This window comes from Streptomyces sp. NBC_01296, from assembly GCF_035984415.1.
Lineage (GTDB): Bacteria > Actinomycetota > Actinomycetes > Streptomycetales > Streptomycetaceae > Streptomyces.
Genome location: NZ_CP130720.1, coordinates 4,233,412 through 4,255,387 on the forward strand (window position 1 = coordinate 4,233,412; position 21,976 = coordinate 4,255,387).

Consider the following 21,976-nt stretch of genomic DNA (forward strand, 5'->3'; position numbering starts at 1 on the left):
CAGCGCGGTGTGACCGGGGTCACAGTCACTTTTGGGACACTGTGGCCGATCGGGGCCCCGGTGAGAGGCCCCGATCACGTACATATGCCCGCGGATCAGGCGCCGAGGGTGTCCGCCGCCGTCTCGGACGAGTCGCGCAGGAAGGTCGAGCAGCGCTCGTACTCCTCCTTCTCGCCGATCGCCCCGGCCGCCCGGGACAGGGCGTACAGGGCGCGCAGGAAGCCGCGGTTCGGCTCGTGCTCCCACGGCACCGGGCCGTGGCCCTTCCAGCCCGCGCGGCGCAGGGCGTCGAGGCCGCGGTGGTAGCCCGTACGGGCGTACGCGTACGACTCGACGGTGCGGCCGGCGGCGAACGCCTCGTCGGCGAGGGTCGCCCAGGCGAGGGACGAGGTCGGGTGCGCGGCGGCCACCTCGACGGCGGGCGTGCCCGCGGCCAGGGCCTCGCGGCCCGGCTCGTCGGGGAGGTGGGTGGGGGCGGGGCCCCCGAGCAGGTTCTGGTGAATGGACATGGTCCAAGTCTGGGGTATCGGACCCCTCCGCGGTGCGGCGGTGGTGCGTACGGACGGTGGTCCAACCACCGCTGCGGCTCCCGTGGGTGAGGGGTGGTGGGCGCCCCACCACCAGTCGGCCCAGTCGTGTGCCCGGCACACCTCCCCGGCGAGGGGGCCGCGGGCCGACGGTAGGAGGGCCATCGACGAAGGGGGAGTCGTGAACACCACCATCAGCAGCGCGAGCAGCAGTACGTACCAGGGTGTCCGGGCGGGACGACGGAAGCTCGCGGACGAGGCCGTCGAGGAGCTGTGCGCGGCGGTGTTCACGTCCTTGCGGCGCAAGGACCAGCGGGAGCGGGGACGCCAGTACGTACGCGGGCTGCTCGCGGCGGAGGGCCGCAAGTCGATCCGCAACATCGCGCAGCAGCTGGGGGCGGGGGCCGGCGCCACGGCGGCGGAGCAGAGCCTGCACCACTTCATCGCCGCGTCGACGTGGGACTGGCAGCCGATCCGCGCGGCCCTGGCGCAGTACCTGGGGCAGGCGGCTCCGCTCAACGTGTGGGTCGCGCAGCCGATGGCGATCCCGAAGGGCGGGGAGCACTCGGTGGGGGCGGGGCACCGCTTCGACCCGCACCGGGGCCAGATGTTCCGCGGGCAGCAGGCGTTCGGGATGTGGTTCACGTCGCCGGGGGTGGTGACGCCGGTGGGATGGCGGCTGTTCCTCGGCGAGGAGCCGGAGGCCGCGCAGACCGCGTCGTACGAGGGCTACGAGGAGTGCGCGGTGACGGGCGCGCTCGACACCCTGCGGGAGTCGGGCCTGGCGCCGCGGCCGGTGGTGATGGACATCCGGGACATCGCGACGCGGGCCACCCTGAACCGGTTCGCCGAGGCGCGGGTGCCCGTGGTGGGGCGGATCAGCCCCGAGGCGCGGCTGCTGGTGACGGACCCGCGGCTGCCGGGCTTCGGCGCGGGGACCCTCGCCGCGCGGGACATCCTGCAGAACGTCAGGGGGCTGCGGATGCCGGTGGAGTGGGCCGCGCCCGACGCGCCCGACGCTCCCGGGGCGCGGCGGACCTCGCTGGTGGCGGCGGTCCGGGTGATGGTGCCGGATCCGGCACCGGGACGGCGGCGCGAGGTGCTGCTGTTCGGCGAGTGGGAGTCGGCCCGGCGGCTGCCGACGCAGTTGTGGGTCACGGACATGGTGCGGACGGACCCGGGGGCGCTGGTGCGGATGACGAAGACGGCGCACCGGGTGTCGGCGGCAGCCGGCCTCAGCGTGCAGGAGATCGGGCTCCGTGACTTCTCCGGCCGTTCCCTGCCGGGCTGGCACCGGCACGTGACCCTCGCGTCGGTGGCCCATGCGGCCCGCAGCCTGGAACCGGTGGCGCCCCCGGTTCCCGCGCGGCACAGCCTGGTCCGCCGCCCGCGCCCCCACCCCGCCCTGACGGCCCGCTGACCCGGGGCACGACCGCCCCCGGCCGGGCTACCTGCGGTGGTGGCGCGGAGTCCTGGTCGGGCTGGGGGTGGGGGTGGGGCTCTGGGTGTTCGAGCCCTTGACGACCTTGCAGTTCACGAAGACGAAGGGCTGGTCCTCGTTGACGGCAAGAACGGTGTAGTTGACGTTCTTCTGGAAGCGCTTCACCAGGAAGTGTCCGGACCCGTCCACTGCCAAGGGCACGGTGGATTCACCGTCGTTGAGGGTCCGCGGGGCAGTGAAGCCCTCGCCGGAGATGGTGACGTACGTGTTGTTCGGGCCTGGGGTGACCGTGCAGCTTGCGGCGGGTGCGGCACTCGCGGTCGGCGCGAGGACGATCGCGCCGGACAGCACGAGCGAGCCCGCGAACAGGGAAGCCACTGCGCGTCGGGTGTTCAGTCGGGTGTGCAGTTGCATGAGGGTTGCTCCCATCAGCGAGAAGCCGGGAAGCGGGCGCCCGCTCGTTCATCCTCACCCGGTCTCCCCGGGGTGTCGACCGGAGACCGTTGGCCAGGCCGTCGACCAGTGCCTTTGACCTGGGCTTTGACCCGGAGAACATTCCCCCGGTCATGGTTCGGCGGGATGCCGGTGCAGAAGGGCCTGGCCCTGCGTCGTGAGACGGCGGGCCGGGCCCTTCGGCACAGCGGGTGGAGCGGGTACTACTTCAGCTTCGTGCCCGTCGAGCGCAGGTTCGCGCACGCCTCGGTGACGCGCTTGGCCATGCTCGCCTCGGCGAGCTTGCCCCAGGTGCGCGGGTCGTAGGTGGACTTCTTGCCGACCTCGCCGTCGACCTTCAGGACACCGTCGTAGTTGCGGAACATGTGGTCCGCGATCGGGCGGGTGAAGGCGTACTGGGTGTCGGTGTCGAGGTTCATCTTCACGACGCCGTTCTCCAGCGCGGTGGCGATCTCCTGCTCGGAGGAGCCGGAACCGCCGTGGAAGACGAAGTCGAACGGGCTGGTCTTGCCGTACTTCTCGCCGACACCCTGCTGCAGGTCCTTCAGCAGCTCGGGACGCAGGACGACGTTGCCCGGCTTGTAGACGCCGTGCACGTTGCCGAAGGAGGCGGCGAGCAGGTAGCGGCCCTTCTCGCCCAGGCCCAGGGCCTCGGCGGTGCGGATCGCGTCGTCGACGGTGGTGTACAGCTCGTCGTTGATCTCGTGGGTGACGCCGTCCTCCTCGCCACCGGTCGGGGTGATCTCGACCTCGAGGATGATCTTCGCGGCGGCGGCCTTGGCGAGCAGCTCCTGGCCGATGGCCAGGTTGTCGGCCAGGGTCTCGGCGGAGCCGTCCCACATGTGCGACTGGAAGAGCGGGTTCAGACCCTTGGCCACGCGCTCGGCGGAGACCTCGATCAGCGGGCGGACGTAGCCGTCCAGCTTGTCCTTGGGGCAGTGGTCGGTGTGCAGCGCGACGGTGACGTCGTACTTCGCCGCCACGATGTGCGCGAACTCGGCCAGGGCGACCGCGCCCGTGACCATGTCCTTCTTGTGCTGGCCACCCAGGAACTCCGCACCACCCGTGGAGATCTGGATGATGCCGTCGCTCTCGGCCTCCGCGAAGCCGCGCAGTGCAGCGTGCAGGGTCTGGGTCGAGGTCACGTTGATCGCCGGGTAGGCAAACTTGCCTGCCTTCGCCCGGTCGAGCATCTCGTTGTAGACCTCGGGGGTTGCGATGGGCATCTGTCCGCTCCTTGGATGTGCGGGGAGTGTGCGATTGCTGGCCCTGACCTGGGGGCGACGTAACCGTCGGGCTCATCTTTCCAGACTCCGCGCGACACTCCACCCGTGCAGGCTGGACCGTTTCACGTGAAACATTCGGCTCGGCCGGGAAAGAGCAGGTCAGGACCTGTGCCCGGACCCCCGGGGAGCTGAGTCACCAGTTCTCCGGGGGGCCAGAATGCGAGATCAGGCGAGATCAGGCCAGGTCGAGGTCGGCGAGCCGGTAGCCGGTGAGGTACGGCAGGCCCGCCTCGGCGATGGCGTCCGCGGCCCCGCGGTCCACGATCGTGGCGACGGCGACGACCTCGCCGCCGGCCTCGCGGACGGCCTCGACGGCGGTCAGCGGGGACCCGCCGGTGGTCGAGGTGTCCTCGACGACCAGGCAGCGCTTGCCCTTCACGTCGGTGCCCTCGATGCGGCGCTGCATGCCGTGGGCCTTCTGCGCCTTGCGGACGACGAAGGCGTCGAGGCGTTCGCCGCGCGCGGCGGAGGCGTGGAGCATCGAGGTCGCGACCGGGTCGGCGCCCAGGGTCAGACCGCCGACGCAGTCGAAGTCCAGGTCGGCGGTGAGGTCGAGCATGACCTGGCCGACCATCGGGGCGGCCTCGCCGTCCAGGGTGATCCGGCGGAGGTCGATGTAGTAGTCGGCCTCCTTGCCGGAGGAGAGGGTCACCTTGCCGTGCACGACGGCCTTGTCCTTGATCTGCTGCAGAAGCGCATCCCGTACGTCACTCATGGCCCCGAGCTTAGTTGTGCACGGACCCGGCCCGGGACAGCCGCCGCCAGGTCCACGTCGTGGAGATCTCCAGCGGGTCCACGGGGCTGACCAGGCGCGGCAGGGAGTTCAGCCCGTTCGGCGGGCCGGACTGCGGCTCCACGCAGACGGCCTCGGGCTGCTCGTCGTACACGACCACCCACTCCGCCCGGCTGCTGATCTTCAGCTCGAGCTCGCCGGGCCAGGTCAGGGTGGCCAGGACGCCGTGCGGCATGCCGAAGCAGTCGTCCCGGGGGCCGGGCAGCGGGTCGATGCGCTTGCCGGTGGGCAGGTGGTCGGCGCCGCGCTCCTCCTGCCAGTCGGGTGCGAAGTCGAGGCGTACGTCCTCGCCGCCGGCGCCGAGGTTGCGGTGGAACCAGGGGTGCCAGCCCGCCTGGGCCGGGAAGGAGTCCCCGTACGTCTCCACGCCCAGGGTGAGGGTCAGCGAGTCGGGGCCCAGCTCGACGATCTGCGTGACCCGGCCCGGGTACGGCCAGGGCTCGGTGAGGTCGTACGTGAACGCCGCCTCGGCGGGGGTGACGCGGGCGGGGCGCCAGGGCGCGTCGCGGCCGAAGCCGTGGATGGCGTGCGGCGGCTGGTTGATCGGCAGCTGGTGGACGACGGCCCCGTCCTGGAACTGCCCGTTGGCCGTGCGCCCGCACCACGGCACCATCGGGAAGCATCCGTAGTGGGAGCCTTGGCGCAGCAGCTCCGTGCCGTCGATGCGCAGGCTGCTGATCCGGCAGCCGTTCTCCTGGTCGACGGTCACCTCGGCGCCGCCTGCGCTCAGTTGCGTACTCATGCGGCCGACTCTAGGCGGTGTGCGGTGGGTCAGCGGCGGCGGCGCAGGGCTCGGCCGACCACGACCGCCGAGGCCAGCGCCAGGGCGGCGGCCGGGGCGATCCAGCGCAGGTTCGCGCCGGCGCCGGTGGTCGCGGGGGCGGGTACCGGGGCGTAGCGGCCGCGCGGGGGCGCATGGTCCACTTCCTCGGCGCTGCGGCCGATCATGGTGCGGCGGGCGTGGGCGGCCTCGGCGGGGGGCTGCGCGGCCGCGCCGAACCCGTCGATCTCTCCGCTCTCCCCGGCCTCGCCGCTCTCCGCGGTCCGGCCGAAGTCCGGGAGGCCCTCGAAATCGCCGTCCATGAAGGGGTCCAGGGACGGGGGCGGCACGTCGGTGTCGAAGACGGAGGCCGTGACCTCCGTGACGCCGCCGTCCTCCCCGTCGGGTGCGTCGCCCTCCGCCTCCTCGGCCTCGGCGATGACGTCGGTCATCGGCTCCGCCGCTTCGGCCGCCAGCGCCGCGAGCTGCTCGGTGGCCCGGTCCAGGAGCCGCTGGACGGCCGTCGCGGTGGCCTCCGGCGGGAAGGCGGCGGCCCGCCCGTCGGCGGCGGCCTCGGCGGTGAACCCCAGTCGGGTCCCGTCGTCCACGGGGGTCAGCAGCAGCGCCAGCGACAGCTTGACGGTCCCGCTGCCGCGGATCTCCGTGCCCTCACCGGTCACGGTGAAGACGTACGGATCCCGTTCGGTGACGGACAGGGCTCCGCGGTAGGTGACGGTGTTCCCGCCGACCCGCAGTTTGAGCCGGCCCGACACGGGCCCGGACGCGGCGTCGGCGTCCTGCTGGAGCCCGGGTACGCAGCGGGCCACCCGGGCGGGGTCGCGCAGCACGGCGCGGAGGTCGTCTGCCGGTACCGGCACGAACACCTGATGCTCCATGTGGTCGAGCCTACCGACGAGAGACCCTCCCGCACCCGGTCCGGCGCTTACGAATACCGCGGGTGCGGGAGCGTCGAGGGCGGCAGGCCCCCCACCCGGGTGCGCTCGGCGTCGCGCGCGGCGTCCCGCAGGGACTGCGTGGACAGCGAGCGCGGCCACGGCGTGTCGCGGTCCACGCGCAGCTCGGGGACCTGGTCCCGGCCGGCGAGTACGAGGCCCCAGTCCTGCGGCGGCGCGTCGGTCCTGCCGAGGCTGCGGTCGGGTCCGGCGGCGAAGCCGGAGAGCCGCCCGCCCGCGCTGTAGGGAGCGGTGCGCAGGCCGGCCGCGCGCAGGGTGGCCTCGACCGTCCAGTACGTGCGCGGGCGCGTGGCCAGCGGTCCGGCGTGGACGGCGAGCCGCCCGCCGGGGCGCAGGGCCCGGGCGGCGAGCCCGTAGAACTCCTGCGAGTACAGCTTCGTGCTGGGCGTGATGCCCGGGTCGGGGAGGTCGGAGAGGATGACGTCGTACCGGTCCCGGGCGGCCGGCCCCCGCAGCCAGCGGAACGCGTCCTGGGTGACGACGGCGAGGCGGGGGTCCTCGTACGCCCGGCCGTTGAGCGCGGACAGCATCGGGTCGGTGCGCGCGAGGCGGACCACGCCGGGGTCGAGCTCGACGACGGTGACGGAGGCGACGTCGCGGTAGCGCAGCACCTCGCGCGCGGCGAGCCCGTCGCCGCCGCCGAGGACCAGGACCCGGGCGTGCGGGCCGGTCATCGCGGGGTGCACGAGGGCCTCGTGGTAGCGGTACTCGTCGTAGCCGCTGACCCGCAGCCGGCCGTCGAGGAACAGGTCGAGGGAGCGCGGGGAGCCGGTGGCGGGGCCGGTCAGCACGAGCTCCTGGACGCCGGTCTGCTGCGCGACCCGGACCTCGCCGCCGTAGACGGCGCGCCGGGCGACCCGCTCGAAGTCGTCGGCGAGGACGGTCGCGCAGGCGAGGACGGCCAGCACGGTGACGTTCGCGGCGATGAGCAGCCAGCGGGAGCGCCGGCTCAGGTCGCGGCGGAACAGCCACAGGACCAGGCCCGCGCCGACGACCGCGTTGACGGTGCCGGTCAGCATGGCGCCGGTGAGCTGGCCGAGCACCGGCAGCAGCAGGAACGGGAAGGCCAGCCCGCCGACCAGGGCGCCCACGTAGTCGGCGGCGAACAGGTCGGCGACGGCGCCGCCCGCGTCCTGCCTGCGGATCCGCTGGATGAGGACCATCAGCAGGGGGATCTCGGCGCCGATGAGCACGCCGATCGCGAAGGAGAAGGCCACGAGGGCGGGCCGGGACTCGCCCAGCCACGCGAAGCTCGCGTACAGCGCCATCGCCGAGAGCCCGCCGAGCAGGGCCAGGCCCGCCTCGATGACGGCGAATCCGAACGCGGGCCGTCTGCGCAGCCGTTTGGCCAGCAGGGAGCCGACCCCCATCGCGAAGACCATGACGGACAGCACGACGGACGCCTGGGTGACGGAATCGCCGATGAGGTAGGAGCCGAGGGCGAGCAGCTCCAATTCGTACACGAGCCCGCAGGCGGCGCAGACGAACACGGTGGCCAGGACGAGGAGTCGGCCGGTCCGGGGCCGTACGGGCAGGGCGGCCGGGAGGGTCGCCACGCCCCGCGGCTCCGGAGCCGGGAGCACCCGGCGCGGGACGGAACGGTCGATCATGCAGCGAACCGTACGTCACCACCCACTCGCATCCCGTCACCCACATGGGTGTAAGTGACCTACCGTTCCAGCCAGTTGGCCTAACCGCGGGGGGACGCCCCCGGCGCCCGCGCCCCGGAACGCCCAGCCCAGTCCCGCACTACCGTGCGTCGGACTCCAGGGCGCCCGCGGGTGCGCCCGTGCGCACACCGACCCTCGTACGAGTGGCCACCAACTGGCCTTCCTGCGGATACGCGTGCCAGGTCCGCCAGCGCACCTGGCCCTCGTGGCGCTGCGCGAGCATGGCGGTGAAGGCGTGCGGGCTGCCGGGAAAGGTTCCGGCCAATCCGTTCGGGTGATCCGCGACCAGCGCCAGCAGTTCCTGTGCACGTCCCGCGAAGGACCCCTGCGACAGGGTCTCGACCCGCGCGGCGAACTCGTACTCCCAGTCCCCCATCCGCTTGGCCACGCCGAGCGGCAGCGGCGTACTGCTGCCGGGCATGCAGGCGACCGTCTCCGAGCAGAGCACCCGGCCGGCCTCCAGCAGCACCTGGTGCGAGGCGCCGAGCAGGCGCAACTCCACTTTGGCACCCGCCAGTTCGAGGTTCAGTACGGCCAGGGCGGGCAGCCGGTCCCGACCCAGGGCCCAGGCGAGATCGGCGGCACGCGTGTCGGTGTAGGTGGTCTGGAGGGTCGTGAGCATGAGTCGGCTCCGCAAACGCGCGAGGGAGATGGGCCGGGGCCCGCCAGCGGTAGTCAACGGGTGGGGGACACCGGCACGGGTCCACAGGAAGTCCAGGGAGGTCCGAGGACTGGTCTACTCAACCGAGGGAATCATGAAAGGCACGGCACTCACAGCGTTTTTACCCAACTTGATTGGGTTTACATCCCCCCGGGGGCTACACAGTTCACGTGTTCAGCCACATGCGCCCCGCGCGTCGCACCGCGGCCGAACGGGGAGTCCGAACATGAGGGCGCCCGACGGCAGTTAGCACCGCCGGGCGCCCCGACGCACGCGGCGCCAGCTGCCCCGTGTCAGCTGGAACCGCAACCTCCGCCGCCGCAGGAGGACGATCCTCCACCGCACGACGAGGAAGAACCGCAGGACGACGAGGAACCGCAGGACGAGCTGCCCCCGCACGAGCTGGAAGACCCGCCTCCGTTCGCCCACCACGACGAGCGGGAACCCGAGCCGGAGTCGGCGCCGGTCCAGGCGCGGACGACCTTCCGTGCCAGGAGCACGAAGCCCAGGATGACCAGCGCCACCAGCGCCAAACCGAAGACAGACATGACAACCAACCCCCGTTCACGTTCATCGCCCCGGTCCCCCGGGGTGTGAAGGGGGGATGCCCGCACGCCACCCGGGCCAAAGCACACTTGAGCAAGTCCAGAGGTTCCCCGCAGGATGGCGCCCATGAGCGCACCCGTGGGCGGCAGCCGCCCCCTCCTGAACCGCCGCCTGGCCTCCTTCGGCACCACGATCTTCGCGGAGATGTCGGCCCTGGCCGCCCGCACCGGGTCGATCAACCTCGGCCAGGGCTTCCCCGACACGGACGGCCCCGCCGAGATCGCCGAGGCCGCCTCCCGCGCCGTGCTCTCGGGCCTGGGCAACCAGTACCCGCCGGGCCCCGGCGTCCCGGAGCTGCGCACCGCGATCACCCGGCACCAGCAGCGGTTCTACGGCCTGAGCCACGACCCCGACACGGAGGTCCTGGTCACCGCCGGCGCGACGGAGGCCATCGCCGCCTCGCTGCTCGCCCTGCTCGAACCGGGCGACGAGGTCATCGCCCTGGAGCCGTACTACGACTCGTACGCGGCCTGCATCGCGATGGCCGGCGCCACCCGCGTGCCGGTCACCCTGCGCCCGGACGCCGGAGCCTTCACCCTCGACCTCGACGAACTGCGCGCCGCGGTCACCCCGCGCACCCGGCTGCTCCTGCTGAACACCCCGCACAACCCGACGGGCACGGTCCTGACCCCGGCCGAGCTCGCGGCGATCGCGGAACTGGCGGTGGAGCGGAACCTCCTCGTCGTCACGGACGAGGTCTACGAACACCTGGTCTTCGAGGGCGCCCACGTCCCGCTGGCCTCGCTGCCCGGCATGCGCGAGCGCACGGTCACCATCAGCTCGGCCGGCAAGACGTTCTCCTTCACGGGCTGGAAGGTCGGCTGGATCACCGCCCCGCCGGAGCTCGTCTCGGCGGTCCGCTCTGCGAAGCAGTTCCTGACGTACGTCTCCTCGGGCCCCTTCCAGTACGCCATCGCCGAGGCCCTGTCCCTCCCCGACAGCTACTACGAGGGCTTCCGCGCCGACCTGGCCGCCAAGCGCGACATCCTCGCCGACGGCCTCACGGCGGCCGGGTTCGAGGTCTTCCGCCCCCGGGGCACGTACTTCATCACCACGGACATCACCCCGCTCGGCGAAAAGGACGGCCTCGCCTTCTGCCGCGCCCTCCCGGAACGCTGCGGCGTCGTCGCCATCCCCAACCAGGTCTTCTACGACCACCAGGCCGCAGGAGCCACCCAGGTCCGCTGGGCCTTCTGCAAGAAGACCGAGGTCCTCGAGGAGGCCGCGGACCGCCTGCGGCGGCTCTGAGCGGGGCGCTCATCGGGGGGACGCCTCCGGGGCGGGCTGATTTCACCGGAGATTCCGGGGGCATTCACGCCCGCCGGAAGGTGGTGAGCTTTAGGGTGCCCGAGGCTCTCCTCGTCGGGATGGGCGTACGCACGCAGCGCGGGAAAGACGGGGTTCATGACGGCGACGGGCAGTGCGTCGGTTTCCGTGCGGCCGCAGCAGCTCCGGACCGGCAGGGTGCCCGCCGCCCTCGTCGCGCTCGGGGTGTTCACCACCGTCCGGGCCGGCGGGGCGCTGGTGCTCACCGTCGGGGCGTGGTGGGCCGGGCGGAGCCCCGTCCGGGTGCTCGGGCACTCCTGGGACTCCGTCTGGTACCTCGGCATCGCCGTGCACGGCTACGGCCGCACCCAGATGTGGGCGGGGTCGGGGCTGGTGCAGAGCGACTACGCCTTCTTCCCGCTGTACCCGCTGCTCGTCCGGCTGGCCGGAGCCACCCCGTGGGCCGGGCTGCTCGTGGCCTGGACCGCCGCCGCGGTGGCCGCCGTCGGGGTGTACCGGGTCGGGGAGCTGGTGCTCGGCCCGCGCGTCGGGGTGCTGCTGGTGGCGCTGTGGGCGGCGACCCCGCACGCGGTGGTGCTCACCCTCGCCTACACCGAGCCGCTGCTGGCCGCGCTCGCCGCCTGGGCCCTGTACGCCGTGCTGCGCGAGCGCTGGCCGTGGGCCACGGGCCTCGCCGTGCTCGCCGGGCTGACCCGCCCGACCGGGATCGCCGTCGCCGCCGCCGTGTCCGCCGTGGCCCTGCACGCGCTGTTCGTCCGCAGATCCCGCGCGCCCGAGGTGTGGGCGGCCGCACTGCTGGCCCCGGCGGGCTGGGCCGCGTACGTCCTCGCCGTCGGGATACGTACGGGGGATCCGGCCGGGTACTTCACCGTGCAGCGGCGCTGGGGCTCCCGCTTCGACTTCGGCTCGTACACGACGGGCACCGTCTGGCGGGTGCTGACCGGCGGGCACGTACCGCTCGCCACCGTCGTGACCGTGGCCGTGCTGGCCGCGGCCGGGCTCCTGGCGGTGCTCCTGCTGCTCGACCGGATGCCGCCGGCGCTGCTCGTGTACACCGCCGTGCTGCTGCTGATCACCTACGGCGGGGCCGGCTATTTCGAATCGAAGCCGCGCTTCCTGCTGCCGGCGTTCCCGCTGCTCCTGCCGGTCGCCGCCGCAATGGCACGAGCCCGGCCGCGCTCCGCGGTCGTGGTGACCGCGGGGCTGGCCGGGCTCTCGTACGGCTACGGGCTGTACCTGCTGCTGATCGCCCGCGTGCCGCTGTGACGGGTGGCGACGACTAGTTGTCGTCGTCCCCGTCCTTTTCGTCACCGTCGGTCGAGTCGATCTCCTTCTCCAGTCCGAGCTGCTCCACGAGCCACTTGTCGAACTCGATGGAGGCACGGACCCAGCTGACCGTGGAGGAAACGAAGTGCTCCAGGTTGACGCCGGTGCCGATCAGCATCTGCGCCTCGCCGATCAGGCGGACGGAGCCGTCGTCGTGCGTGTGGCTGTAGACCTTCGGCCACAGGGTGCGACGGTTCCAGTCGTCGATCGACTCGAGGAGCTGGGGCTTGTCCTCGATCGCGTGCGGACGGTCGTAGAAGGTCCGCACCGAGAAGACCTGCTGCTCGTCCTCGCCGCGGAACATGAAGTACGTACGGAACTCCTCCCACGGCGCCGCGAGGTCACCCTCGTCGTCGACGACGTACTTGAGCTCCATCTGCTCCAGCAGCTGCTTGACCAGATCCTGGTCGGGGACGACGGGGCCCGCCGGTCCTGTGGCCTGCGGATCGGGCTGCTGCCCTCCGAAGTTCGGAATCGAGGCCGGGTCGATGCTCACCGTGATTTCCCTTCGTGCGGATGATGTCATCCTCCCCCATGGCTCCCACCCCCTGTCCACCCCCGCACGCACGATCCGCGCAGGGCGGACAGGAGTAAGCCGCCGATAAGCGGGGGCGGTGTGCCTGTGGCCGGCCGCGCCGGCGCAGCTCAGAGGGCCTTGCCGACGATGAGGTCCTCGCCGGCCACGTCGACCCGTACGGTGTCGCCGTCGCGGACCTCGCCCGCCAGGATCTCCTTGGCCAGGCGGTCGCCGATCGCCGTCTGGATCAGGCGGCGCAGCGGGCGGGCGCCGTACGCCGGGTCATTGCCCTTGTCCGCCAGCCAGGCCAGGGCGTCGGGGGTGACGTCCAGGGTCAGGCGGCGCTGCGCCAGGCGCTTGGCGAGGCTGCCGATCTGGAGCTCGGCGATGTGGGCCAGCTCGTCCTTCGTCAGCGCGGAGAAGACCACCAGGTCGTCGAGGCGGTTGAGGAATTCCGGCTTGAAGGAGGCCCGGACCACGTCCATGACCCGGTCGTGCTTCTCCTCGGCCGAGGTCGCCGGGTCCATCAGGAACTGGCTGCCCAGGTTCGAGGTCAGGATCAGGATCGTGTTGCGGAAGTCCACGGTGCGGCCCTGGCCGTCCGTGAGGCGCCCGTCGTCCAGGACCTGGAGCAGGATGTCGAAGACCTCGGGGTGGGCCTTCTCGACCTCGTCCAGGAGCACCACGGAGTACGGGCGGCGGCGTACGGCCTCGGTGAGCTGGCCGCCCTCCTCGTAGCCGACGTACCCGGGCGGGGCGCCGACCAGACGGGCCACGCTGTGCTTCTCGGAGTACTCCGACATGTCGATGCGGACCATGGCCCGCTCGTCGTCGAAGAGGAAGTCCGCGAGGGCCTTGGCCAGCTCCGTCTTGCCCACGCCCGTCGGGCCCAGGAAGAGGAACGAGCCGGTCGGGCGGTCCGGGTCGGCGATCCCGGCCCGGGTGCGGCGTACGGCGTCCGAGACGGCCCGTACGGCCTCGCCCTGGCCGATCAGGCGGCGGCCCAGCTCGTCCTCCATGCGCAGCAGCTTCTGCGTCTCCCCCTCGAGGAGACGGCCCGCCGGGATGCCCGTCCAGGCGCCGACCACGTCCGCGATGTCGTCGGGACCGACCTCGTCCTTGACCATCGTGCCTTTGGAGGTTCCGGTCTTGGAGGCCTCTTCCTCCTCCTCGGTGGCCTCCGCCAGCTCGCGCTCCAGCGTCGGGATCTCCCCGTAGAGCAGCTTGGAGGCGGTGTCGAAGTCGCCGTCGCGCTGCGCGCGCTCGGCCTGGCCGCGCAGGTCGTCGAGGCGCTCCTTGAGCTCGCCGACGCGGTTGAGGGACTGCTTCTCCTTCTCCCAGCGGGCGGTCAGGCCCCGCAGGTCCTCCTCCCGGTCCGCCAGGTCCTTGCGGATCTTCTCCAGGCGCTCGATCGAGGCCGGGTCGGACTCGTTCTTCAGCGCCAGCTCCTCCATCCGCAGGCGGTCGACCGAGCGCTGCAGCTCGTCGATCTCCAGCGGGGAGGAGTCGATCTCCATGCGCAGCCGGGACGCGGCCTCGTCGACGAGGTCGATGGCCTTGTCGGGGAGGAAGCGGGAGGTGATGTACCGGTCGGAGAGGGTCGCGGCGGCCACCAGCGCGCTGTCGTTGATGACGACCTTGTGGTGGGCCTCGTAGCGGCCCTTGAGCCCGCGCAGGATCGCGATGGTGTCCTCGACGGACGGCTCGGCGACCAGCACCTGCTGGAAGCGCCGCTCGAGCGCCGGGTCCTTCTCGATCCGCTCGCGGTACTCGTCGAGCGTGGTCGCGCCGACCATCCGCAGCTCGCCGCGGGCCAGCATGGGCTTGAGCATGTTGCCCGCGTCCATGGCCGAATCGCCGCCGGCGCCGGCGCCGACGACGGTGTGCAGCTCGTCGATGAAGGTGATGATCTGGCCGTCGCTGGACTTGATCTCGGCGAGGACCGTCTTCAGCCGCTCCTCGAACTCGCCGCGGTACTTCGCGCCCGCGACCATCGCGCCGAGGTCGAGGGAGACCAGCCGCTTGTTCTTCAGTGACTCCGGGACGTCGCCCTTCACGATGCGCTGCGCGAGGCCCTCGACGACGGCCGTCTTGCCGACGCCGGGCTCGCCGATGAGCACCGGGTTGTTCTTCGTACGGCGCGACAGGACCTGGACGACGCGCCGGATCTCCTGGTCGCGGCCGATGACGGGGTCGAGCTTGCCCTCACGCGCGGCCGCCGTGAAGTCCGTGCCGAACTTCTCGAGGGCCTTGTACTGGCCCTCGGGGTCGGGGCTGGTCACCCGCCGTCCTCCTCGTGCGTTCTCGAAGGCGTCCAGCAGCTTCTTCGCCGTCGCGCCCTGGGTGGAAAGGACCTCGCCGGCCGCGCCGCCCTTGGCGGCGATGGCGATGAGGAGGTGTTCGGTGGAGAGGTATTCGTCGCCGAGCTTCCCGGCCTGCTGGTCGGCCTCGGCGAGTACGGCGAGCAGCTCGCGCGTGGGCTGCGGGGGTGCCACCGTGGAGCCCGTGACGCTGGGCAGGGCCGCCAGCAGCCGCTCGGCGCCGCCCCGGACCGCCGCCTGGTCGGCCTCGGTGGCCGCGAGGAGGTCGGTGATGTTCTCGTTGTCCTCGCCGGCGAGCAGGGCCAGCAGCAGGTGCGCCGGGGTCAGATCCGCGTGGCCGTCCTTCACGGCCCGGCTGGTGGCCGCGTTCAGGGCGTCCCGGCTCTTGTTGGTCAGCTCGGCATCCACGTGCGACTTCTCCTCTCAGACAGGTCAGACACAGGCTTCAAGGTCTCGTTCTTCGCGTCTCGCTCTTTGACTATGGCAGCGTGCGCAAAGTTGAGTCTATTCCACTCAAGGGCGGAATCGGCCCCCTCCCGTACGCTCGGGCCATGGCTCTTGACGTACTCAACCCGACGCCCGAGTACCTCGCCTTCTGGCGGGAGCGGCACGTCTGCACGCTGACCACCCCGCGCCCCGACGGGACCCCGCACGTGGTGCCGGTGGGCGTCACGTACGACCCGGAGGCCGGCCTGGCCCGGGTGATCAGCAACAAGAACAGCAAGAAGATCCGCAACGTGCTGGCGGCCCAGGGGACGGAGCGGGGCCCGGCCCGGGTGGCGGTGTGCCAGATGGCGGGACGCCGCTGGGCGACCCTGGAGGGGCACGCGGTGATCCGTACGGACGAGGCCTCGGTCGCCGAGGCGGTGGCGCGCTACGCGGAGCGCTACGGGCGGACGCCCTCTCCCAACCCGGACCGGGTCGTCATGGAGATCACCCTCGACCGGGCGATGGGCCGCGCCTGAACCGAAAACGGTTCAGCTTTCACCTTGTCCGGTTCAGGGACTGGACGCGGACATCACAACGGCGCCACCGTGGTCAGGTCCACGATGGCGCCGTTGTGTGGGGGAAGCACCTGGAGCGATCTGCAACGACGGGGGAATCGCTTCAGGCACTGCGGGGGGTGGCGGTGGTGATATCGGGTTCGAAGAGCTGGTGATCGCGCTGATCAAGGTTGACGAAGACCATTCCGTAGCGCACCTCGCAGCGGACGGGCTGCGGCGCGCCGCGGGGGCGGCGCAGGCACCGGTACGCCCGGACGTCCTCGTCCTCCTCGCGCGTGATGACGATGGGCTGTCCGAACAGGGTGACCATCAACGAGTCGCCAGGGTGGGGGATGGCCGTGGCAAGGTCGATGAACTGCCAGCCGGAGCGGTAGGCAGAGGCCATTTCGCGACGGAATCCGCGGTCGTCGGGGGTCATACCGCGGTCTCCACGGCAACGGTGCCGGCATCCGCCTCGACGGGGGCCGAGCGCCATCCGCTGTCCATCGGTGCCGCGCGCCATCCGCTGTCCTCGAGCGGCGCCGCCCGGAGGCCTGCGGCACCCCCTTCGGCGCCCCCCAGGGTGACCCCGGCAAGTCCCAGACCGGCCACAGCCGAGAAGATGACGGTGGCAAGCGCCGAGCGAAGCATTCTCTTGTTCATGGTCGGCTTCGTCCTCACTTGATGAAATCCTCTCCCCCGCCTGTCAGACGATGGCTCATTCAGGCACATCACTGCCACAGGGACGATGCATCATGTTCTTGCATGTTCAGGACCCTGGGGGGTGGAGATTTGACCATAAACAGAACAAAAGCGACACATCCCCACTCGGTCACGGAGCTGTGCAGCGAGGGGGCGCGGCTCTACACGAGCGCGCTGCGGACCGGACGTATCGCACGTGGGGACGTCAAAACGGCACCCTGCCTGCTCGATCTGGCGTTGTTGCAGCCAGATCCTGATGACGCCAATTCGCTCCGTCCGGTTCCACCGGCGGTGGCACTCGCACAGCGGCTGCATCCGATCGAACGGGAGATCCGCGACAGACACCGGGATTCTCTCGAACTGTCCGAGGCTTTCGAGCCGTTTCTCGCCATCAGTGCGCAGAATCCGGCAAGCACCCACGCCATCACCGTGCTCGAAGGCTTCGACCCCATCAACGCGGCCCTCAACCTCGCCACCGCCGAGTGCCGCACCGAGATGCTCACCATCCAGCCCGGCGGCGCCCGCCCCAGCCTCGAGCTCACGGAGGCCCTGGAGCGCGACCAGCCGCTGACCGACCGCGGTGTCCGGATCCGGACCCTCTACCAGCACACCGTCCGGCACAGCCGCGGCACGCTCGCGTACGTCGACCTCCTCAAGGCGGGCAAGGTCGAGGTGCGCACGCTGGAGGAGCTCTTCGAACGCCTCATCATCTTCGACCGGACCGTCGCCTTCATCCCGGCCAGCGACGACCGCCAGGTCGCCCTGGAGCTGCGCCACCCGGGGCTGGTCGACTACCTCATCAAGGTGTTCGAGCAGCTGTGGCACCGCGCTGTGCCCCTCCAGGAGGAAGTCACGTACCAGCACACCCGCGGCGGCATCTCGGGCGTGCAGCGCACCATCGCGCAGCTCCTCATCGAGGGCCACGTGGACGAGGCCATCGCCCGCCGCCTGGGCATGAACGTACGGACCTGCCGCGCGCACATCGCGAAGCTCGCCAGCACCCTCGGCAGCGGCAGCCGCGCCCAACTCGGCTTCCTCATCGCCCGCTCCGGGATCCTCGAGGACGAGGGCGACTGAAGAACGCACCGGAACGCGCCAGGCCCCGCCCGGGGATCTTGGGCGGGGCCTGTGCGTGCATGCAGGACGTGCGCGTCGTGCAGCCGGAGGAAGCCGACGTCAGTCGCTCTGGCGCTTCGGCGCGGGGCGCCAGACGACCAGGGCGCTGCCCGGCACCGGCGGCTGGTACTTGACCAGATCTCGCCGGTACGAGGCGTGCACCTGGGCCTCGCGCTGCTGGAGCACGGCCGCCGCGCCGTCCACCGCCGCCGAGAGCTCGGCCACGCGCTGCTGGAGCGCGGCGACCTGGTTCTCCAGCTCGATGATCCGCTTGATGCCGGCCAGGTTGATGCCCTCGTCCTGGGACAGCGCCTGCACCGTGCGGAGCAGTTCGATGTCGCGGGCCGAGTAGCGCCGGCCGCGGCCGGCCGTCCGGTCCGGGGAGACCAGGCCGAGGCGGTCGTACTGGCGCAGGGTCTGCGGATGCAGGCCCGAGAGCTGGGCGGCCACCGAGATCACGTAGACCGGAGTCTCGTCGGTCAGTTCGTACGCCCCGTTGCCGAACCGGGGCGGTCGTCGGCGGCCGTCCATGTCATGCTCCCTTCGCGGACTCGAACAGCGCGGCGCGCGGGTCCTCCGACTCCGTCGCGTCGCGGTACATCTCCAGCGCCTCGCGGGCCTTGTCCGACAGCGAGGCCGGAACAGTGACCTCCACCGTCACCAGCAGGTCCCCGCGGCTGCCGTCCTTGCGGACCGCTCCCTTGCCGCGGGCCCGCATCGTGCGCCCGCTGGGGGTGCCCGGCGGGAGCTTCAGCGTCACCGCGGGGCCGTTCAAGGTCGGGACCTTGATGTCGGCGCCCAGGGCGGCCTCGGCGATCGTCACCGGGACGGTGACCGTCAGGTTGTCGTCCTTGCGGCCGAACACCGGGTGGCCGTCCACGTGGACGACGACGTAGAGGTCGCCGGCGGGACCGCCGCGCTCACCCGGAGCGCCCTTGCCGCGCAGCCGGATCCGCTGGCTGTCGGAGACGCCCGGCGGGATCCGGACCTGCATGGTGCGGGAGGACTTGGCGCGCCCGCTGCCCTTGCAGACGTCGCAGGGGGTCTCCGCGATCAGGCCGCGGCCCTTGCAGTCCGCACAGGGGTCGGTCAGCGAGAAGCCGCCGCCGCTGCCCCGCGAGACCTGGCCGGTGCCGACGCAGGTCGGGCACACGCGCGGTGTGCCGTTCTTGTCGCCGGTGCCCGAACAGGCCTTGCAGGGCGCCTGGGAGGACATCCGGAGCGGGACCGTGGCCCCGTCCACCGCCTCCGTGAAGGAGAGGGTGACCTCCGATTCGATGTCCTGGCCGCGGCGCGGCTGGACACGCGTCCCGGGGCCCGCGCCGCCGCGGTTGAACAGCCCGCCGAAGACGTCGCCCAGACCGCCGCCGCCGAAACCGCCGCCCGGGCCGCCACCCGGCTGGGTGCCGCCGAACAGGTCGCCCAGGTCGAAGTTGAACGAGCCGCCGCCCCCGCCGGGACCGGGGCGGAAGCCACCGTTCCCGAACAGGGTGCGGGCCTCGTCGTACTCCTTGCGCTTCTTGGCGTCGCCGAGGATGTCGTTCGCCTCGGAGATCTCCTTGAAGCGCTCCTCGGCCGAGGCGTCGCCCTTGTTGGCGTCCGGGTGGAACTCGCGCGCGAGCTTCCGGTACGCCTTCTTGATCTCGGCCTCGGTGGCGTCCTTCGGAACACCGAGGACCTTGTAGTAGTCCTTCTCGACGAAGTCCTTCGTGCTCATCCCCGGTGTCCCTCCTCTCGTGCCTCTACGGTTGCTGCGTCAGCCCTTGTCGGGGGCATCCGCGTCCTTGTCCGAAGGCGTGTCGCCGTCCGCGGACTCGGACTTGGGGGCGGCCCCGGGCTGGGGCTCGGCCACCGCGACCCGCGCGGGGCGGATCGTACGCTCGCCGATCCGGTACCCCGGCTGCAGGATCGCCACGCAGGTCGTCTCGGTGACGTCCGGCGCGTACGAGTGCATCAGGGCCTCGTGGATCGTCGGGTCGAAGGGCTCGCCCTCCTTGCCGAACTGCTGCAGCCCCATCTTGGCCGCGGCGGTCTCCAGCGATTCGGCCACCGACTTGAAGCCGCCGACCAGCTCGCCATGGTCCCGCGCCCGGCCGATGTCGTCCAGGGTCGGGAGCAGCTCCGTCAGGAGGGACGCGACCGCGATCTCCTTGACGGCGATCCGGTCCCGCTCCACCCGGCGGCGGTAGTTCTGGTACTCCGCCTGGAGCCGCTGGAGGTCCGCAGTGCGCTCGCCGAGCGCGGTACGGGTCTGGTCCAGCTGCGCCAGGAGAGCCGTCTCCTGAGAAGACGGCGCTCCGGAGTCCCCGGCCGGGGCCGCGGCCTCCTCCTCGGAGGAAGCTGCGGCCTTCGGCTCGGCGTCGTCAGGCGTGGCGCCGGCGGGGACTTCGGGCTTCTCGTCGAAACCCGGGGTCTCCTCCGACATCAGGCAGCGCCGCCCTTCGGCTTGTCCTCGTCCACGATCTCGGCGTCGACGACGTCGTCGGCGGCGTCCGCGGCTCCGGCCTGACCGGCGTCACCGGCACCGGCTGCGCCTTGGGCGGCCTGCGCGTCGGCGTAGATGGCCTGGCCGAGCTTCTGGCTGACCGCGGCGAGCTTCTCGGTCGCGGTGCGGATCTCGGCGGTGTCCTCGCCCTTGAGCTTTTCCTTCAGCTCGGCGACGGCGGCCTCGACCTCGGTCTTGACCTCGGCCGGGACCTTGTCCTCGTTGTCCTTGACGAACTTCTCCGTCTGGTAGACGAGCTGCTCGCCCTGGTTGCGGGACTCGGCCGCCTCCTTGCGGCGCAAGTCCTCGTCCGCGTACTGCTCCGCCTCCTGGCGCATGCGGTCGACCTCGTCCTTGCCGAGCGAGGAGCCGCCGGTGACGGTCATCTTCTGCTCCTTGCCCGTGCCAAGGTCCTTGGCCGTGACGTGCATGATGCCGTTCGCGTCGATGTCGAAGGAGACCTCGATCTGCGGGACGCCACGCGGGGCCGGGGGCAGGCCGGTCAGCTCGAACATGCCGAGCTTCTTGTTGTACGCCGCGATCTCGCGCTCGCCCTGGTAGACCTGGATCTGCACGGACGGCTGGTTGTCCTCGGCCGTCGTGAAGATCTCGGACCGCTTGGTCGGGATCGTGGTGTTGCGCTCGATGAGCTTGGTCATGATGCCGCCCTTGGTCTCGATGCCGAGGGACAGCGGGGTCACGTCGAGGAGCAGGACGTCCTTGACCTCACCCTTGAGGACACCGGCCTGGAGGGTCGCGCCGATGGCGACGACCTCGTCCGGGTTGACGCCCTTGTTCGCGTCCTGACCGCCGGTCAGCTCCTTGACGAGCTCGGCGACGGCCGGCATGCGGGTGGAGCCGCCGACCAGGACCACGTGGTCGATCTCGGACAGCGCGATGCCGGCGTCCTTGATGACGTTGTGGAACGGGGTCTTGCAGCGGTCCAGCAGGTCCGCGGTCAGCTGCTGGAACTGGGCGCGCGTGAGCTTCTCGTCCAGGTGCAGCGGGCCCTCGGCGGAAGCCGTGATGTAGGGCAGGTTGATCGTGGTCTCCGTGGAGGAGGACAGCTCGATCTTCGCCTTCTCGGCGGCCTCGCGCAGGCGCTGGAGCGCCATCTTGTCCTTGGAGAGGTCCACGCCGTGGCCGTTGGCGAACTGCTTCACCAGGTAGTCGACGACGCGCTGGTCCCAGTCGTCACCACCGAGGTGGTTGTCACCGTTGGTGGCCTTGACCTCGACGACGCCGTCGCCGATCTCGAGCAGCGACACGTCGAAGGTGCCGCCACCGAGGTCGAAGACGAGAATGGTCTGGTCGTCCTTGTCCAGGCCGTAGGCCAGGGCGGCGGCGGTCGGCTCGTTGACGATGCGCAGGACGTTCAGACCCGCGATCTCACCGGCTTCCTTCGTCGCCTGACGCTCGGAGTCGTTGAAGTAGGCCGGGACGGTGATGACCGCGTCCGTGACCTTCTCACCCAGGTAGGCCTCGGCGTCGCGCTTCAGCTTCTGCAGGATGAAGGCGCTCATCTGCTGCGGGTTGAAGTCCTTGCCATCCAGGTTGATCTTCCAGTCAGTGCCCATGTGGCGCTTGACGGAGCGGATGGTGCGGTCCACGTTCGTGACCGCCTGGCGCTTGGCCACCTCGCCGACGAGGACCTCGCCGTTCTTGGCGAAGGCGACGACGGACGGCGTGGTCCTGGCGCCCTCGGCGTTGGTGATGACGGTGGGCTCGCCGCCTTCCAGAACGCTGACGACGGAGTTAGTGGTGCCCAGGTCGATGCCGACCGCACGTGCCATTTTGATTTCCTCCAGCTGACTTGAGTGGAACAGACTCAACCATGCCGTAACGCCGCTCCGGCGTCAACAGAGGTGAGTCTGCATGGCTCAACTTTTATCCTCGCCTTACGCTCACTCAGGCTTGGCGAGCGGCTTGACGCAGCCGCGGGGCGACCGGCGACAGTGGGCCCCACCTGCGGAAACGCCCCACGGGGGCGGGCAGGCGGGGTGGTCCGGAAGCGCTGCAGAACCACTCGAAGCCGCCCGGTCGGGGGTAGGCCGCAGGGGTCGCGGAG

At 71.3% G+C, this 21,976-nt stretch carries 21 protein-coding genes; 5 read left to right on the plus strand and 16 right to left on the minus strand.

Features of this window, described 5'->3' with window-relative positions; genetic code table 11:
* Positions 1–95: 95 nt before the first annotated feature.
* Positions 96–509 (minus strand): DUF3151 domain-containing protein, encoded by a 414-nt coding sequence (locus tag OG299_RS19035; RefSeq protein WP_266627162.1) that lies wholly within the window; start codon positions 507–509, stop codon positions 96–98.
* Between the two features lie 199 nt (positions 510–708).
* On the opposite strand from OG299_RS19035, the gene OG299_RS19040 reads away from it, so the two are divergent.
* On the plus strand, positions 709–1,947 hold the full coding sequence (locus OG299_RS19040) for an IS701 family transposase (protein WP_266627163.1): 1,239 nt from the start codon (positions 709–711) through the stop codon (positions 1,945–1,947).
* A 27-nt stretch (positions 1,948–1,974) separates the two neighbouring features.
* Here OG299_RS19040 and OG299_RS19045 read toward each other — a convergent pair whose 3' ends face one another.
* The 7 genes from OG299_RS19045 to OG299_RS19075 all read right to left on the minus strand — a co-directional run bounded on the left by OG299_RS19045 (position 1,975) and on the right by OG299_RS19075 (position 8,526).
* Positions 1,975–2,382, minus strand: coding sequence for a hypothetical protein (locus OG299_RS19045; RefSeq protein WP_327362089.1), 408 nt, complete (start codon positions 2,380–2,382; stop codon positions 1,975–1,977).
* Between the two features lie 242 nt (positions 2,383–2,624).
* On the minus strand, positions 2,625–3,647 hold the full coding sequence (gene fbaA / locus OG299_RS19050; RefSeq protein ID WP_266627167.1) for a class II fructose-bisphosphate aldolase: 1,023 nt from the start codon (positions 3,645–3,647) through the stop codon (positions 2,625–2,627).
* 235 nt (positions 3,648–3,882) lie between these two features.
* On the minus strand, positions 3,883–4,422 hold the full coding sequence (gene pyrE, locus OG299_RS19055; protein ID WP_266627169.1) for an orotate phosphoribosyltransferase: 540 nt from the start codon (positions 4,420–4,422) through the stop codon (positions 3,883–3,885).
* A gap of 10 nt (positions 4,423–4,432) precedes the next feature.
* Positions 4,433–5,242 (minus strand): aldose epimerase family protein, encoded by an 810-nt coding sequence (locus OG299_RS19060; protein WP_266627171.1) that lies wholly within the window; start codon positions 5,240–5,242, stop codon positions 4,433–4,435.
* 29 nt (positions 5,243–5,271) lie between these two features.
* Positions 5,272–6,156, minus strand: a complete 885-nt coding sequence (locus OG299_RS19065; protein ID WP_327362090.1) for an SRPBCC family protein — start codon at positions 6,154–6,156, stop codon at positions 5,272–5,274.
* A gap of 47 nt (positions 6,157–6,203) precedes the next feature.
* On the minus strand, positions 6,204–7,844 hold the full coding sequence (locus OG299_RS19070) for a polyamine aminopropyltransferase (RefSeq protein ID WP_327362091.1): 1,641 nt from the start codon (positions 7,842–7,844) through the stop codon (positions 6,204–6,206).
* 139 nt (positions 7,845–7,983) lie between these two features.
* A complete protein-coding gene (locus tag OG299_RS19075) occupies positions 7,984–8,526 on the minus strand; it encodes a DUF2617 family protein (RefSeq protein WP_327362092.1) in 543 nt (180 codons plus the stop codon).
* A gap of 702 nt (positions 8,527–9,228) precedes the next feature.
* Between OG299_RS19075 and OG299_RS19080 the strand changes: the two genes are divergently transcribed.
* Together OG299_RS19080 and OG299_RS19085 are read left to right on the plus strand one after the other, a co-directional pair.
* Positions 9,229–10,419: a pyridoxal phosphate-dependent aminotransferase gene (locus tag OG299_RS19080; RefSeq protein ID WP_266627179.1), complete on the plus strand. Its 1,191-nt coding sequence runs from the start codon at positions 9,229–9,231 to the stop codon at positions 10,417–10,419.
* A gap of 156 nt (positions 10,420–10,575) precedes the next feature.
* A complete protein-coding gene (locus tag OG299_RS19085; RefSeq protein ID WP_266627180.1) occupies positions 10,576–11,724 on the plus strand; it encodes a putative hexosyltransferase in 1,149 nt (382 codons plus the stop codon).
* Positions 11,725–11,737: 13 nt separating this feature from the next.
* On the opposite strand, the gene OG299_RS19090 is transcribed toward OG299_RS19085, so the two are convergent.
* Both OG299_RS19090 and clpB read right to left on the minus strand, forming a co-directional pair.
* Positions 11,738–12,280, minus strand: coding sequence for a type III secretion system chaperone family protein (locus OG299_RS19090; RefSeq protein ID WP_266627182.1), 543 nt, complete (start codon positions 12,278–12,280; stop codon positions 11,738–11,740).
* A gap of 149 nt (positions 12,281–12,429) precedes the next feature.
* Entirely contained in the window at positions 12,430–15,030 is a 2,601-nt protein-coding gene (gene clpB, locus OG299_RS19095; RefSeq protein ID WP_266627184.1) for an ATP-dependent chaperone ClpB, read from the minus strand.
* Positions 15,031–15,173: 143 nt separating this feature from the next.
* Here clpB and OG299_RS19100 point away from each other — a divergent pair, with 143 nt between their 5' ends.
* Complete coding sequence (locus OG299_RS19100; RefSeq protein WP_266627185.1) at positions 15,174–15,587, plus strand: pyridoxamine 5'-phosphate oxidase family protein; 414 nt, start codon at positions 15,174–15,176, stop codon at positions 15,585–15,587.
* 142 nt (positions 15,588–15,729) lie between these two features.
* On the opposite strand, the gene OG299_RS19105 is transcribed toward OG299_RS19100, so the two are convergent.
* Entirely contained in the window at positions 15,730–16,044 is a 315-nt protein-coding gene (locus OG299_RS19105; protein WP_030299141.1) for a Rieske (2Fe-2S) protein, read from the minus strand.
* Positions 16,041–16,268 (minus strand): hypothetical protein, encoded by a 228-nt coding sequence (locus tag OG299_RS19110; RefSeq protein ID WP_327362093.1) that lies wholly within the window; start codon positions 16,266–16,268, stop codon positions 16,041–16,043. The genes OG299_RS19105 and OG299_RS19110 overlap by 4 nt, the downstream gene beginning before the upstream one ends.
* A gap of 102 nt (positions 16,269–16,370) precedes the next feature.
* Here OG299_RS19110 and OG299_RS19115 point away from each other — a divergent pair, with 102 nt between their 5' ends.
* Entirely contained in the window at positions 16,371–17,384 is a 1,014-nt protein-coding gene (locus OG299_RS19115) for a helix-turn-helix transcriptional regulator (protein ID WP_327362094.1), read from the plus strand.
* 99 nt (positions 17,385–17,483) lie between these two features.
* On the opposite strand, the gene OG299_RS19120 is transcribed toward OG299_RS19115, so the two are convergent.
* From OG299_RS19120 to dnaK, 4 genes are read right to left on the minus strand one after another with little or no spacing between them, the layout of a single operon-like run.
* Entirely contained in the window at positions 17,484–17,954 is a 471-nt protein-coding gene (locus OG299_RS19120; protein ID WP_266627190.1) for a heat shock protein transcriptional repressor HspR, read from the minus strand.
* A gap of 1 nt (position 17,955) precedes the next feature.
* Positions 17,956–19,140, minus strand: a complete 1,185-nt coding sequence (gene dnaJ, locus OG299_RS19125) for a molecular chaperone DnaJ (protein ID WP_327362095.1) — start codon at positions 19,138–19,140, stop codon at positions 17,956–17,958.
* A 39-nt stretch (positions 19,141–19,179) separates the two neighbouring features.
* Entirely contained in the window at positions 19,180–19,848 is a 669-nt protein-coding gene (grpE, locus tag OG299_RS19130) for a nucleotide exchange factor GrpE (RefSeq protein ID WP_266627194.1), read from the minus strand.
* The gene (dnaK, locus tag OG299_RS19135; protein ID WP_327362096.1) at positions 19,848–21,701 is read right to left on the minus strand and encodes a molecular chaperone DnaK; all 1,854 of its coding nucleotides are present in this window, start codon (positions 21,699–21,701) and stop codon (positions 19,848–19,850) included. Before dnaK ends, grpE begins: the two co-directional genes overlap by 1 nt.
* Between the last annotated feature and the right edge of the window lie 275 nt (positions 21,702–21,976).